Source organism: Bradyrhizobium sp. CCBAU 11430, from assembly GCF_028128855.1.
Classification (GTDB): Bacteria; Pseudomonadota; Alphaproteobacteria; order Rhizobiales; family Xanthobacteraceae; genus Bradyrhizobium; species Bradyrhizobium ottawaense.
In genome coordinates this window covers 252,891-266,248 of the sequence record NZ_LBJV01000003.1, presented here as the reverse complement: position 1 = coordinate 266,248, position 13,358 = coordinate 252,891, and the positions used below count along the sequence as shown (strand labels likewise).

13 protein-coding genes are annotated in these 13,358 nt (G+C 63.0%); 3 read left to right on the top strand and 10 right to left on the bottom strand.

Annotated elements, in window-relative coordinates; genetic code table 11:
- A complete protein-coding gene (locus tag XI04_RS01315; protein WP_271608815.1) occupies positions 1-993 on the top strand; it encodes a 3-hydroxybutyryl-CoA dehydrogenase in 993 nt (330 codons plus the stop codon).
- Here the strand turns inward: XI04_RS01315 and XI04_RS01310 are convergent.
- From XI04_RS01310 to XI04_RS01285, 6 genes are all read right to left on the bottom strand, one after another.
- On the bottom strand, positions 990-2,036 hold the full coding sequence (locus XI04_RS01310) for a peptidase M29 (protein WP_271608816.1): 1,047 nt from the start codon (positions 2,034-2,036) through the stop codon (positions 990-992). The genes XI04_RS01315 and XI04_RS01310 overlap by 4 nt on opposite strands.
- 35 nt (positions 2,037-2,071) lie before the next feature.
- Positions 2,072-2,836 carry an ABC transporter permease gene (locus XI04_RS01305; RefSeq protein ID WP_370157228.1) on the bottom strand — a complete coding sequence of 255 codons (765 nt, stop codon included), beginning with the start codon at positions 2,834-2,836 and terminating at the stop codon, positions 2,072-2,074.
- Entirely contained in the window at positions 2,836-3,621 is a 786-nt protein-coding gene (locus XI04_RS01300) for an ABC transporter permease (RefSeq protein ID WP_028142596.1), read from the bottom strand. The genes XI04_RS01305 and XI04_RS01300 overlap by 1 nt, the downstream gene beginning before the upstream one ends.
- Complete coding sequence (locus XI04_RS01295) at positions 3,618-4,463, bottom strand: ABC transporter ATP-binding protein (protein ID WP_271608817.1); 846 nt, start codon at positions 4,461-4,463, stop codon at positions 3,618-3,620. The genes XI04_RS01300 and XI04_RS01295 overlap by 4 nt, the downstream gene beginning before the upstream one ends.
- A 123-nt stretch (positions 4,464-4,586) precedes the next feature.
- Complete coding sequence (gene ilvD, locus XI04_RS01290) at positions 4,587-6,281, bottom strand: dihydroxy-acid dehydratase (RefSeq protein ID WP_271608818.1); 1,695 nt, start codon at positions 6,279-6,281, stop codon at positions 4,587-4,589.
- Positions 6,282-6,355: 74 nt separating this feature from the next.
- Positions 6,356-7,339, bottom strand: a complete 984-nt coding sequence (locus tag XI04_RS01285) for an ABC transporter substrate-binding protein (RefSeq protein WP_038947161.1) — start codon at positions 7,337-7,339, stop codon at positions 6,356-6,358.
- 168 nt (positions 7,340-7,507) lie between these two features.
- On the opposite strand from XI04_RS01285, the gene XI04_RS01280 reads away from it, so the two are divergent.
- Positions 7,508-8,416 carry an NAD(P)-dependent oxidoreductase gene (locus tag XI04_RS01280; RefSeq protein ID WP_038947160.1) on the top strand — a complete coding sequence of 303 codons (909 nt, stop codon included), beginning with the start codon at positions 7,508-7,510 and terminating at the stop codon, positions 8,414-8,416.
- 25 nt (positions 8,417-8,441) lie between these two features.
- On the opposite strand, the gene XI04_RS01275 is transcribed toward XI04_RS01280, so the two are convergent.
- From XI04_RS01275 to XI04_RS01260, 4 genes are all read right to left on the bottom strand, one after another.
- On the bottom strand, positions 8,442-9,005 hold the full coding sequence (locus tag XI04_RS01275; protein ID WP_028142601.1) for a flavin reductase family protein: 564 nt from the start codon (positions 9,003-9,005) through the stop codon (positions 8,442-8,444).
- 9 nt (positions 9,006-9,014) lie between these two features.
- Positions 9,015-10,220: an acyl-CoA dehydrogenase family protein gene (locus XI04_RS01270; protein WP_028142602.1), complete on the bottom strand. Its 1,206-nt coding sequence runs from the start codon at positions 10,218-10,220 to the stop codon at positions 9,015-9,017.
- Between the two features lie 151 nt (positions 10,221-10,371).
- Positions 10,372-11,640 carry a CaiB/BaiF CoA transferase family protein gene (locus XI04_RS01265; protein WP_028142603.1) on the bottom strand — a complete coding sequence of 423 codons (1,269 nt, stop codon included), beginning with the start codon at positions 11,638-11,640 and terminating at the stop codon, positions 10,372-10,374.
- Between the two features lie 240 nt (positions 11,641-11,880).
- Positions 11,881-12,309: a GNAT family N-acetyltransferase gene (locus tag XI04_RS01260; RefSeq protein ID WP_028142604.1), complete on the bottom strand. Its 429-nt coding sequence runs from the start codon at positions 12,307-12,309 to the stop codon at positions 11,881-11,883.
- A 728-nt stretch (positions 12,310-13,037) separates the two neighbouring features.
- Between XI04_RS01260 and XI04_RS01255 the strand changes: the two genes are divergently transcribed.
- On the top strand, positions 13,038-13,238 hold the full coding sequence (locus XI04_RS01255; protein WP_028142608.1) for a hypothetical protein: 201 nt from the start codon (positions 13,038-13,040) through the stop codon (positions 13,236-13,238).
- The last annotated feature ends 120 nt before the right edge of the window (positions 13,239-13,358 follow it).

Here is a 13,358-nt window from a genome sequence, read left to right as displayed (position 1 = left end):
ATGACCAACCGCGCCAATATCGTCTGTCTGGGGGCTGGCCGCATGGGACGCGGCATCGCGGTCGCGTTTGCCTACGCTGGCCATCAGGTCACAATGATCGACGTCAAGGCCCGTAGCGCAGAAGACTTCGCCAAGCTTGAGGCCGACGCGCTCGGCGAGGTCACGAAGACCTTTGCCAACCTGTCCAAGCTGGGGCTGCTGACGGAGGCCGATGTCGATCCGCTCATCGCGCGCGTCTCGGTGGTGCCCGCCAGCCAGAGCGGGGCAGCGCTATCCGAGGCCGGAATGGTTTTCGAAGGGGTTCCAGAGGTCGTCGAGCTCAAGCGCGAGGTGCTGGGGTCAGCCTCACGGCAGGTCCGACCCGACACGATCATGGCATCGACGACGTCGACCATCCTCGTCGATGATCTCTCCGGCGCGATCGTGAATCCTCGCCGCTTCCTCAACGTGCATTGGCTCAATCCGGCCTACCTGATCCCGCTGGTCGAGGTTTCGCCCGGCAGAGCCACCGATCCCGCCATCGTCGACGAGGTCAAGGGACTGCTCGAAGGCATCGGCAAGGTCCCGGTCGTCTGCGCGGCGACGCCCGGCTTCATCGTTCCGCGCATCCAGGCGCTGGCGATGAACGAGGCCGCACGCATGGTCGAGGAAGGCGTCGCCAGTGCCGAGGAGATCGACAAGGCGATCCGCTACGGTTTTGGGTTCCGCTACGCCGTGCTCGGACTGCTCGAGTTCATCGACTGGGGTGGCGGCGATATCTTGTACTACGCCAGTCGCTATCTCGAAGGCGCGCTCGGCAGCGACCGCTACCGCGCGCCGGACGTCATCTCACGCAACATGCATGAAGGCAGGATCGGCTTGCGCACGGGTGCCGGCTTCCTCGACTATTCGGGCATGGACGTTGACGCCTATCGCGTAAAACGGCTTCAGGCCATGGTGGATCTGCTCCGCCACTTCGACCTGGCTCGCCCACCCGTGCTCGACCGCAACTAGCCGAAGACGTCCTGCAACACGCCTTCGCGAACGACCGCGACGCCATCGAGCTCGATGGTCGTTCCCATCATCGGCAGGTCGAAATGCCCCGCCGTGTAGCGGCCGGCGAATTCGTTGGCGCCGGTCGAGAACAGGAAATTGCCGGAGACGGCCCGAATCTCGGTGCCATTGGTGTCGCGCTGGTCGTACATCGACAGCGCTTCATAGCGCGCACCGGGGTTCATGCCGAAACCGACATGCGAGACGGCATAAGCCTCGCGATCGCCCCAGGCAGCAAGATAGGCGCGCATCATCGCGGCATCCGTGCCCTCGCCTTCCAGCTCGACGACATAGTCATCTTTCAAGGTCATCTTCACGGGTGATGTGAGGTAGCGTTTGAAAGTGAGATTGATGTCGCCCGGCGCCATCACCAGCGTGCCGTTGATCGTCGCGCTCTTGGGGAAGCTGACGACGATTCCACCGGGCCAATGCGCCAGCGTGCCGGGCTTGTCGGTCCAGCCCCACACACCGACCGTGGACGCGCCGACCATGTCGACATCCAGCGCCGTGCCGGCCTTCGACGTCACCCGCATCCGCTTGGTCCCCCGCAACATCTTGGCCGCCGCACGAACGCGCTTCTCGAGCGCGGGATCCGGCACCATCCGCTCCAGCGCCTCGGGATGCTCGTTGGAGATCACCAGGATCCGCGCGCCGGCCTTGAGGATCTCCGGCGTCTCCACCGCATGCATCAGGCCCTCGACGGTGCAATCCACCACGAAGCCGGCCTGCTGAAGCGCGGTAATGACCGGACCAAGCTTCTGGATCGCCTCGCTCGCCCCTGTCGAGCGAACCGGAACGATATTCCGATTGCGCGGTGTCGGCATGACCACGTGAAACGGCCGCGCACCCATGCGCAGCAGCGCGAGCTCCGCCAAATGCACATTCAACGCACGCGACTGGGTTTCCGACAGGATCGCCGCGGTATCGCCGGCCTTGACGGCGCAACGTTCAAAGATCTCGCAGAATGCGTCGATCCATTTTGCCTCGATGCGATCAGCCAGCATGGTTCACTCCCGGTCTTCTGTTCTTCTTGGTCAGTTCACGCCTCGGGAAAGCCCCGCAGCAGGTACGAGCGTAGCGCCCCGAGCAGGCCATTCAGGATCAGGCCCAGCAGCGAGATCGTGATCAGCGGTACGAACATATCGACGGCCTGGAAAGTTCGCGCCGCTGTCACGAGCGCGTGCCCCAATCCGTCCGTCGACGTGATCATCTCGGCCAGAAACACCACGATGCAGGAAATGACAAGCCCGATCCGGCATCCGGTCAGGATCGACGGCATCGCCGCCGGCAGCACCACCTTGAAGAGGATTTCGTAGCGCGGCGTTCCCGCCGCCATCGCCGACCAGATCAGCTTCTGCTCGACGGTCGACGCGCCGTAATAGGTCGAGAGCAGAATGGGAAAGAGCGCGTCCGCGGCCACCAATGTGATCTTCGACCCGTGGCCGAATCCGAGCAAAAGCAGGAGTGCCGGATAGAGCGCGACCTTGGGCAGCGGGGCCAATACGCGCACGATCGGCCGAACCACCGCGTTGATCGCCGGATTGGCGGCGGCGGCAATGCCGATACTGACACCCAGCACGACCGCAATCGCGAACCCTGCAAACAGCCGGATCAGAGTTGCCGCGATCTCCTGCTGAAACGTCCACGTCACGAGCTGCTGGAGCAGCCGGCCGAAGACGAAGCCCGGCGGCGGCAGCAAGACCGCGGGCGCGAAGCCGAACGACACCAGGCCTTGCCACAACGCAATGACCAGCACGATCGGGGCAATCCCAAGAAGGACGCTTGCGGAGAGAATGCGCGACATCACGAAAAGCTCAGCGGCATGTCGAACTGAGGCTCGGACCAACGCACGAGCCTGGCACGAACCCTTTCAAAAATCGCGTCGAGGCAGATTCCCATCGCGCCCACGATGATGATCATCGCAAAGACGGTGTCGTACTGACCCATGTCGAGCGCATTGAACAGGATGTTGCCGGCGCCGGACTGGCGGGCGATCATCTCGCTGGTGATCATCGTGATCAACGCCAGCACCAGTCCCGTGCGGCAGCCGGTCAGGATCTCCGGCAGCGCCGCGGGCAACACGATCCGCACCAGGCGTTGCGCCGGCGAAAGCCCCATCGCGGCACCCGACCACAGCATCTTCTCTTCGACAGCCTTGGCACCCTCGAAGCTGTGATAGATCACGGGGAGGCTGACGCCCAGAAAGATCACCAATGTCTTGGTGACGTCGCCGACGCCCAGCCAAAGCATGATGATCGGCATCAAGGCGGCCTTCGGCACCGGATAAATCACCATCAGGAGCGGATTGAAAAAGGCCGCGACGCCGCGGCTGCGTCCCATCAACAGGCCCAGCGGAATCGAAACCAGCACCGCCACACCGAACCCGATCGCCATGCGGCGAAGCGAGGCCAGGATGTTGATGAGGGATTCCTTGTCGCCGAGAATATCCGGAATTGCCCGGATCGCCTCGGTTGCCGTCGGGAAGCTGTCGTTCTTCAGCGCAAGCGACGCAACCTGCCACACGGCCAGCAACCCGATGCAGGCCAGCACCGGAGCGGCCCGTCTGATCAAGGTGGCTGACGACATCATGAGGCAGGCCCGGCTTCGTCGCTTTCATCGAACATGCGCTCGATATCGACGACGTATTTCTGATAGCGCGGGTCGAGCAACAGCTCGTTGCGGCGGCGCGGTCGCGGCAGATCGATGTCGATGACCTCGCGGATGCGGCCGGGCGATTTCGACATCATCACGACTTTATCCGAGAGAAAGACGGCTTCGTCTACCGAATGGGTGACGAACAGCACCGTCTTGCGGTCGCGCTCCCAGATGCTGAGAAGGTCGTTCTGCAGGCGCGTCCTTGTGTGCGCGTCGAGCGCGCCGAACGGCTCGTCCATCAGCAGAACTTCGGGATGGTAGGCGAGCGTCCGCGCCAGCGCCACGCGCTGCTTCATGCCGCCCGACAATTCCTTGGGGTAGAAACTCTCATAGCCCTTGAGGCCAACCATCTCGATCAAGGCCCGGCTCTGCGCTTCCGCCTCGGCGGCGCGCACACCTTGCTGACGCGGGCCGTACATCACATTGCCCAGCACGGTCTTCCAGGGGAACAGGGCAAATTCCTGGAACACCGGTCCGCGATCCGGACCGGGCCCCGTGATCGCATGTCCCTTGATCTTCGCCGAGCCGCTGGTCGGGCTGACAAAACCACCGACGATATAAAGCAGTGTCGACTTGCCGCAGCCGGACGGCCCGAGGATGGAGACAAAGGCGCCCTCCTCGATCGTCAGCGAGATGTCGGAAAGCGCCACATGATCCTTGCGCGCCGAGGTCTGAAAGACCTGCGAGACGCGGTCGATCTCGATGATCGCAGAAGCCGGCTCTTGTGATCTCACCGGTCTCACCCATTCGCTCGATCTCGCAGGCACTACCGTCATCCCGTCTCTCGCCTCACTCGCGCGAACATTTCTCGACGAACCCGCTGAACGTTCTCGGTCAGCGGCACGAGCTTAGCAAGAAACCTGCCAGACAGGCGGTCGTTTTCGGACCCGTGCGGTGCGTCATTCGAACCACGGCCATTCTGCCGGGCCTTCATGCGTCACGGCTCCACCCGGCGCCTGCCCAACCAGCCGCGCATACTTTGCAAGCGCGCCTGCCCGGTGACGCGGCGGACGTTGCTTCCAATCTCGTCGCCGCGCTGTGAGTTCCTGCTCATCGAGCAGCACATCCATCCGCCGGTTTGCGGCATCGATCCGGATCCTGTCACCGTCGCGAACGAGTGCAAGCGGACCACCAACAAATGCTTCGGGGGCTACGTAGCCGATGCACATGCCGCGGGTCGCGCCAGAGAACCGGCCATCGGTGATCAGCGCGACCTTTTCACCCATGCCCTGCCCGTAGATCAGTGCAGTGACGCCAAGCATCTCGCGCATGCCCGGACCGCCGACCGGTCCCTCATTGCGGATGACCAGGACCTCGCCTGCCCTGTAGCTGCGGTCACGAACCGACGCGACGCAGGCTTCCTCATCCTCGAAAACGCGCGCCACGCCTTCGAAGAATTGACTCTTCAAACCTGCGACCTTGATCACCGCACCGTCGGGACAGAGATTTCCCTTCAGCACCGCTACGCCGCCGTCAGGCATGATCGGCGCGCGGGCCGCATACACAACTTCTCCATCGGGTGCGTTGGCGGCGCCATACTCTTCGGCAAGTGTGCGGCCGGTGATGGACAAGCAGCTGCCATCGATATGCCCGCTCTGGATCAGCTCACGGATCACGACCGCCGCACCGCCGATGTCGTAAACATCCTTTGCCGTGTATTTGCCCCCGGGCCGCAGATTTCCGATCAACGGCGTCCTGGCGAAGACCTCGCCCACATCATCGATCGTGAATGCAATGCCGGCCTCGTTGGCGATTGCGGGCAGATGCAGCGCGGCGTTGGTCGAGCCACCCGTTGCGGCAACGATCGCCGCACCGTTCTCCAGGGACTTGCGCGTCACGATGTCGCGCGGCAACGGTCCGCCGCGTTCCAGCATCTCCATGATCAGGCGTCCGGCGCGCCGCGATATCTGCGCACGCTCGGCATAGACACCGGGCACCATCGAGACGTTGGGAATGGTCAGGCCCATCGCCTCCGAGACCATTCCCATGGTGTTTGCGGTGAACTGGCCGGCGCAGGCGCCGATCGTCGGCAAGCAGGCACGCTCGATCAGCTCCAGCGTGGCGCCGTCGATCTCACCAGTCATGAAGCTGCCGACAGCCTCATAGGAATCGAGCACCGTCAGCGTGCGCCCATCCGCGCGGCCCGGCAGCGCGCTGCCGCCGTAGATGAAGATTGAGGGCACGTTGCAGCGAACCATGCCCATCATCACGCCGGGAAGCGTCTTGTCACATCCGCCGTATCCGATCAGCGCGTCGTAGGCCAGACCGTGGACGACGGCCTCGATCGAGTCGGCGATCAGTTCACGCGAAAACAACGAGAACTTCATTCCCTCATGGTTCATGCTGATGCCGTCAGAGACCGACACCGTGGAGAATTCGCGCGGCGTGCCGCCAGCCTCTTCGATACCCGTCTTGGCCGCCGCCACCTGAAAATCGTGTGTCATGTTGCAGGGCGTCTGCTCGCCCTTCATGCTGACGACGCCCACCATCGGCTTGGCAATCGCAGCGTCGTCGAGCCCCATCGCGCGCATGAATGCGCGATGCGGAGCCCGGTCGATGCCGTCTGTGGTGACGCGTGATCGCAACTTCTTCATACGTGCATCTTCTTCGTGCTTCGTCCCAGATCATCCAGGACGCCGCACGCTCCTCGTTAGGATCGTTCGCTCGCCTATTGCAGCGGCGCGACGATCGTCGGATGCTTGAACTGCGCGACATCCAGTTTCGGCAGCATTCCGGTCTCGGCGTAGATGTCCAGCATCTTCTGGATCGCCGGGAAGTTCGGCGCCGCACCTGGATCACGGCCGAAATCGTTGTCCTTGAGCAGGTATGTCTCGAGCACCGGGATGGGCGCCTTCAGCACCTCATTGACGACCTTGAGAGTCTCCTCGCGGTTCGCCAGCGCCTTCTTCATGCCCGAGGTGATATCGCGGACATAGGCCTTGACCAGTTCCGGGTTCTTGTCGACGAAATCGGCACGGCAAGCTTCCAGGATATGCACGATATTCGGCATGGCCTGGGACAGCGAGAAGAGCTTCCTTGTGCCGCCCTTTGCCTCTGCCCGCGCGGCGAACGGCTGGTTCATGTTGACCGCATCGACGCGGCCTTGACGCAGCGCATCCTCGGAGACGGCAAAGCCGACCTCGACCAGCTTGATATCCTTGGTTGGATCGACGCCATTCTGCTTCAGGAGCAGGTTGAACGGGCCTTGCGTGCCGCCGCCGATCACGGAAATGCCGACCGTCTTGCCCTTGAGATCAGCGATCGTCTTGATGGGCGAGTCATCCATGACAGCCCAATAGACCGAGAAGCCGCCGGGCTTCTCGAACACGTGCTGCGCCACGATGTAGGCTTTGAGATTGCCGCCGACCACACCATTGGCGAGCGACAGCGGCGCCTGCGTCGCGCAGTCCAGCGCGCCGGCTGCCAAGGCCTGCGTCATCGGTGCGGTGCCCTGGAATTGGGTCCATTCGATATTGTAGGTCTTGCCGAGATTGGGAAATTCAGCCGGGCGGCGCATCATCCAGTACTTTGATTCCTCGGCCGGGATCGTCCAACCGACGCGGATCGTCTGCTGCGCCCATGACGGGCTTGCCCCCGCGCTCACGGCGGCCGCCGCCCCCAAAGCCAGGATCCATTTCGAAACGGTTCGCATCGTGCCCACTCCGCTGCTCCGGCGCCGACCGGCGCCACCCAACCCCGACCGGGCTCAAATCTTTCATGGTTCAAACAATCAGGCAAGCCATGCGAGCCCGGCGGTTTTGCCGTCCGACGCGCAATGTATGGTAAAGCCACGTCGCGCTGCGGCAGAAGGAGGCAACCTATGGCTGATGCGAGCGAGGCAAACCCGCAAGGCGTCGAGAGGCTCGGCTATCTCGGCCTTGGCCTGATGGGAACGCCGATGACCCGACGCCTGCTCAAGGCCGGCTATCAGGTCACTGTCTGGAACCGTTCGGAGGGCAAGGTGGCTCCGCTCGCCGAGGCCGGAGCCGGGCGCGCAGCCACGCCTCGTGATCTCCTGACGAACGCCGATATCGCCTTCATGTGCGTGACGGATGCCGCGGCCGTCGAGGAGGTGATCTTCGGGCCTGACGGGCTCGCGGCAGCGCCCGGCGCAGGCAAGCTTGTCGTCGACTTCTCGTCGATACATCCCGACGCCGCCCGCGATCTGGCAAAGCGACTGAAAGCCGCCAATGGCGCCGGCTGGATCGATGCACCGGTTTCCGGCGGAACGAAGGGCGCCGAGGAAGGTACCCTTGCGATCATGGCCGGCGGAGAAGCAGACGAGATCGAGAGGGTACGCCCTTACGTGCTGGCCATGGCGCGCAGGTTCACCCACATGGGCCCGACCGGCGCCGGCCAGACCACGAAACTCTGCAATCAGGTGATCGTGGGATGCGCGATGGCCGTCCTCGCGGAAGCCACGCGCCTGGCCGTCAACGCCGGTATTGACGCCAATCGCCTGCCCGAAGCGCTCGCCGGCGGCTTTGCGGACTCGATCCCGCTCCAGCTTTTCGTGCCCAGAATGGTGCAAGGCATTCACTCGCCACCGCTCGGTCACATTGCCACGATGCTCAAGGATCTCGATACGGTCGCCGACGTCGCGCAGGCGACATCGACACCGGTGCCGATGGCCTCTCTTGCGGGACAACTTTTCAGGCTCGCGAAGGCCGCGCGCGGCGCGGAAGCGGACGCACTGGAGATTTACAAACTTTCAGCGGCAGAGCGCTAAGCCGTCGAGCGAGATCTGAAGCACGTCAAGGCGACGTCTTGCGCTCGTCATCTGCGAGGAATCGGCCGAACGTCCCCCGCGCGAAGAGCAGCGGCTCCTTCGCACCGTAGGTATAGGCCTCGACCGCGCCGAGAAAGATCACGTGGTCGCCGCCATAATAGCGATTCACGGAGCGGCATTGAAAGTTGGCGACGCTCTCCGCAAGCACCGGCGCTCCGCCGAGGCCCGGCGCCCAGTCCACACCTGTGAACTTGTCGTCCGACGACTTGGCGAATTTTGTCGCAAGCGCCTGCTGCGAAGCACCAAGCACGTTGACGGTGAAATGGCTGGCGTTCTGGAAGATGGTCAGACTGGAGGAATAGACGACCAGGCTCCACAGCACCAGCGGAGGGTTCAGCGAGACGGAGGCGAACGAATTACAAGTCAGCCCGTAGGGCTTGCCGTCAGGCGCTGCGGCCGTGATGATCGTCACGCCCGTTGCATAGGTTCCGAGCGCGTTGCGAAAGTCGCGAGGATCGATCGACGAGCTGTCGCTCGCGAACTCGTTGGCGGGATCGGGAGCGCCGGGCTGCTGCGGCAGATCATTCATCGGCCGGCCTCACAGCGTGAGATTTTCGGACGGCAGGCCCAGCGCCACCCGTCCATAGTTGGTCCCGGCCGCATCGAAGTTGAATGCGAGATGCGAGTTGATCGCGTGCGCATCGCGAAATTGCCGCTGCAACACGCCTGTCGTGAACAGACCGCGCGCGCCGCTCGCGGCAAACAGCATCGAGACCGCGTCCGTGCACAGGTTCACCGAAAAAGATCCGTCGCGCCGATAACGGGTCTTGGTCGCCATGCCGGGGATGTGACCAAGCCGCGCGTCCTCCATGGCATCGAGACACGCCGAGCGCATGATCAGGCGCGCGGCATCGATCTTCGCCGAGGCCTCCGCGATCTTGATCTGGGTGCTTTGAAAATCGCTCAATTTGGCCCGGTTGTAGGTTGAAATACGATGACGTGCGACCTCCGTATAATCGTCGAGGCACGCTTGCGCATTCCCCAGCGCGACACCGGAGAGGACGTATGGGAACAGCGAGAACACGGGCAGCGCATACAGCGGATTTGGATTGACCGTGCTTCCCGGCGTCGGGCCGCCTGAGAGGTCGCCGACGGCGACTGTCATATGGTCAGCCACGAAGACATCCCTGACCTCCACGTCGCAGGACCCGGTCCCGCGCAATCCCGCGACGTTCCATGTGTCCAGCACGTTGTAATCGCCTTTTGGCAGCAGGAAGATGCGATACTCGATGCCGTCGGCCTCGTCGTCGGAGTAGACCACGCTTGCAAGCATGTTCCATTCGCAGGAGGCAACCCCGGAGGAGAATGGCCAGCTGCCGCGCAGCTGATAACCGCCCTCGACCCGCGTGGCGCGTCCGGCGGGAAAAATGAATGAGGATGCGATCAGCGCATCGGGATCACGGCCCCAGACCAGATCCTGCGCCTTCTGCTCGAACATGCCGAGCATCCAGTGATGGCTCGCCAGATTGGCGAGATTCCAGGCCACCGACGCATCCGCCTGTCCGAGCAGCTCAGCGCAGTCGACAAGAGCGACATAGTCGAGCTCGGCGCCGCCGATCCGTGCCGGTTGAAGCATCCGGAACAGGCCGGCTTCATGGAGGTCCATCTCGGTTTCCGACGGGAGATGCCGCAGCTCCTCCGTCCGCACCGCCCGCTCTCGTAGTCGCGGCACGAGGGCCCGGGCCTTCGCGATCATCGCCGCATAGGCGCGTTCGCCGGCTTCCGGCCCGGTGGGCTGACCCATGCTCGGCTTTCGACCAGGCGCCATTCGCTTCCCTCACTTTGGCGTATTTATGCGGCCGGCCCCTTACCAAATCAAGCCAATGCAGCAGGCATCACGAAGCATCGATTCACATACCGCGTGACGCCTGTTGCCAGGGACTGACGGCTCCGGCTTAAACCGGAGTAGAGGGCTTGCCCGGGCCAAATACGCCCTTCCGGGTAAACTCCGCGATCCGACGTTCGTCATAGCCGAGCATGCTGCGCAAGACGTCCTCGGTATGCTCGCCTAACAGCGGGGCCGCAACGGGATCGATCGCGGCGGTCAGGCTCATGGTAATCGGCGGCTCGATGTTGGGCACCCATTCCGCTGTACGGTGCGGAATGCGGCTCAAGCGATGGCGCTCGCGAGCCTCTGGCGCATTGAACCCCTCCTCGACCGTCCGGAGATAGCCGACCGGAATATTGGCCAGCTTCATTTTCGCCATCCAGTTCTCGAGCGTATCGCTGGCAAAGACCTCCGCAATGGCTGCCCGCAAAAGCTCCTTGTTCTCGGAACGGGCCTTGCGCGAGGCAAACTGCGGATCGGTGATGAGATCAGGCCGGTTCAGCACCTCGACCACGAGCCGGCGATACAGCCGATCGTTGGCGCAGGCCATGTAGAGCGGCCCATCGGAGGCCTCATAGACGCCGACGGTGGGAGACCCGCTCGGCGAATTGCCGAACCGGCCGGGGTTTTCGCCATTGATGAGATACGCCATGCCGTAAAAGCCGGTCATCCCCATCGCAACGTCGAACAAGGCGACTTCGACATGCTGCCCGCGGCCAAGCCGGTCCCGGGCCAACAGCGCGAGCAGGATGGCGTTACAGGCAGACATCCCCGTCGCCATGTCCACGATCGGAGGGCCGGTACGAACCGCCGGACCGTCGGCAAATCCGTTGAGCGACATGAAGCCGCTCTCCGCCTGCGTGATGGGATCGAAGCCGGGGCGGGAGGCGAACGGTCCGGAGCGTCCGTAGGCGGAGATCGAGCAATAGACCAGCCGGGGATTGAGCGGGGCGACCGCGTCATAGTCGAGCCCGAACTTCTTCATGACCCCGCTCGAAAAATTCTCCACGACCACATCCGCCTTGCGGATCAGATCCAGCGCGATCTCGCGGGCCTCTGGCACGGCAAGGTCGAGCGCAATGCCGCGCTTGTTGCGGTTCAGGCTGAGATAGGCGGCGCTTTCGCCGCCAATTTCGGCGTGTTCATAGGCGCGTGTGTCGTCGCCGCCGTCGGGATTTTCGATCTTGATGACCTGCGCGCCAAAATCGGCAAGCGTCTGCGTGCAGGCCGGGCCGGCGACGACACGCGTGAAATCGATGACCAGCAGACCGTCGAGCGCACTCGGCCCTTCCATCGCTCGCGACGAACGTTCCGGCAATTGAGGCTTGGTCGGCATCGATAGCGCTCCCTTACATCGGCTTATGGCCGCCGAATTTCCTGCAAGAGCAAACTTAAAGCCCGGCGCCGCCAACTTCGCAAGGGCCTCGCTCGCTTCACCTGAAACGCAAAAACGGCCCGGCAGCGTCAAGCTGCCGGGCCGTCAGATATTTGAGCGTATGGAGGCTGCGCGCATCCTGCGCAGCAAATCTAGTCCGAGAAGGTCACGTTCCGCATCACGGGAAACCACTCCAATTGCTCAGCGCAGCCACTTTCGCCAATAAAGCGTATGCGACCAGGCCCAGGGCGATTCGGGCTCGTACAGCCGATAACCCGCATGGATGAAATTATTGGCAGATACGGGATTGTCCGTCGTATCGGAGACGATGCTGTCCCATCCCAGACGCCGCCCTCGCGCCTCGATCGCTCGCATCAGCCTGAGTTGAAGTCCCCGTCCCCAATGCCGCTGCAAGACGCCGACCCGACAAAAATATCCACTTCTTCGCGCATGCGTCGACGGCACGACGCCGGCGAAGGCAACCGCGTCATCATCGTGATAGGCGAGCCACCACGACCCCGATTCGAACTGCGGCAGGGCCGCCCCACCGAAGAATGTCAGCCGGTGCAAATCGCCGAGAATCTCGGCAGTCTCATCATCGTCCGCATCGACGATACGAATTCTGTACATGGAATACCTATTGGCGGGGTAATCGGGAGTGCGCGACCTGCGACTCCGTAGCGGTCGAGGCTCACTTGCCCAGCACGACCTTGACACCGAGCCAGACCGCACCCATCAGCCCGGTCGCAATGACTGTGATCACCGCCTTGAAGGTGTAGCTCTGCGCTTGTTCCACGCTCATTCGCCAGCGCCGCAGGTGCTGGAAGTCAGCTCTGAGCCGCCAGCGATATCAGATAGGCAGTCATCATCCCTCCATAAGAAGAAAATGCGCGGCAGATCGCGCCAGGCGAGGCGCGATCGTTTCGGGCGCGAACCCTATCTCCGTGTCTTCCGGAGACCGCAGCGGCGCGGGCAACACGCCCCAGCGCCGCGGGCCGGCACGTTCGCGCGTGCACGGCCGGCAATGGTTCGGACGACGGCGCGCCGATCGGCGCTCCAGGTTTGACGAGTGCGTGGCCGTAATGCGCCGCCGCCGTCCGATCTCGAAAACCGAGACAAAAAAACCCGCGGCGGAGTGCTCCGCGCGGGTGAACCAAACTCGTCTCGATGATGTCACTATGCCGGTGTTTTGCCCGACGTGTCAAAGCCCCGTTGAAATGAAACAGCCCGCTGCGGATATTCTCCGCGCGGGCTGAACCAAACTTCTTTCGATGATGCCAACATACCCGTGTTTTGCCCGACGCGTCAAACGAACTTACCGGCCCGGCGAAAGTTAGCCGATCAGGAGGATCGGTGAGATGACATTTGAGATGACGTCACCAGAGACATCGCGAGAATTGCCCGGAGCCAAGCCGCGCATCGACAAGGAGCGCGAGCCGCAGGAGGCGATCATCGAAGACGCCGGCGAGACAAAGCAGAGCAATCGCGATCTCGTGCACGGCGATGGCGGCACCATCGACATTCCCGCCAAACCGGGCGATTTGTCGAAGGACGATTAGGCGGACCGGCGCCCGGCGGGCGTTTCGATAATGCCGTTCTGCCGATGTTTTGCCCGAAGTCTCGACATCCGTTTACGCGGCCGGGCCTTTGCTGGAACTTATCCGGCGAGAGGCGCGTTG

Coding starts and splice junctions, on each gene's coding strand:
- XI04_RS01315 (WP_271608815.1), top strand. CDS start 1: ATGACCAACCGCGCCAATATCGTCTGTCTGGGGGCTGGCCGCATGGGA.
- XI04_RS01310 (WP_271608816.1), bottom strand. CDS start 2,036: ATGCTGGCTGATCGCATCGAGGCAAAATGGATCGACGCATTCTGCGAG.
- XI04_RS01305 (WP_370157228.1), bottom strand. CDS start 2,836: ATGTCGCGCATTCTCTCCGCAAGCGTCCTTCTTGGGATTGCCCCGATC.
- XI04_RS01300 (WP_028142596.1), bottom strand. CDS start 3,621: ATGATGTCGTCAGCCACCTTGATCAGACGGGCCGCTCCGGTGCTGGCC.
- XI04_RS01295 (WP_271608817.1), bottom strand. CDS start 4,463: ATGACGGTAGTGCCTGCGAGATCGAGCGAATGGGTGAGACCGGTGAGA.
- ilvD (WP_271608818.1), bottom strand. CDS start 6,281: ATGAAGAAGTTGCGATCACGCGTCACCACAGACGGCATCGACCGGGCT.
- XI04_RS01285 (WP_038947161.1), bottom strand. CDS start 7,339: ATGCGAACCGTTTCGAAATGGATCCTGGCTTTGGGGGCGGCGGCCGCC.
- XI04_RS01280 (WP_038947160.1), top strand. CDS start 7,508: ATGGCTGATGCGAGCGAGGCAAACCCGCAAGGCGTCGAGAGGCTCGGC.
- XI04_RS01275 (WP_028142601.1), bottom strand. CDS start 9,005: ATGAATGATCTGCCGCAGCAGCCCGGCGCTCCCGATCCCGCCAACGAG.
- XI04_RS01270 (WP_028142602.1), bottom strand. CDS start 10,220: ATGGGTCAGCCCACCGGGCCGGAAGCCGGCGAACGCGCCTATGCGGCG.
- XI04_RS01265 (WP_028142603.1), bottom strand. CDS start 11,640: ATGCCGACCAAGCCTCAATTGCCGGAACGTTCGTCGCGAGCGATGGAA.
- XI04_RS01260 (WP_028142604.1), bottom strand. CDS start 12,309: ATGTACAGAATTCGTATCGTCGATGCGGACGATGATGAGACTGCCGAG.
- XI04_RS01255 (WP_028142608.1), top strand. CDS start 13,038: ATGACATTTGAGATGACGTCACCAGAGACATCGCGAGAATTGCCCGGA.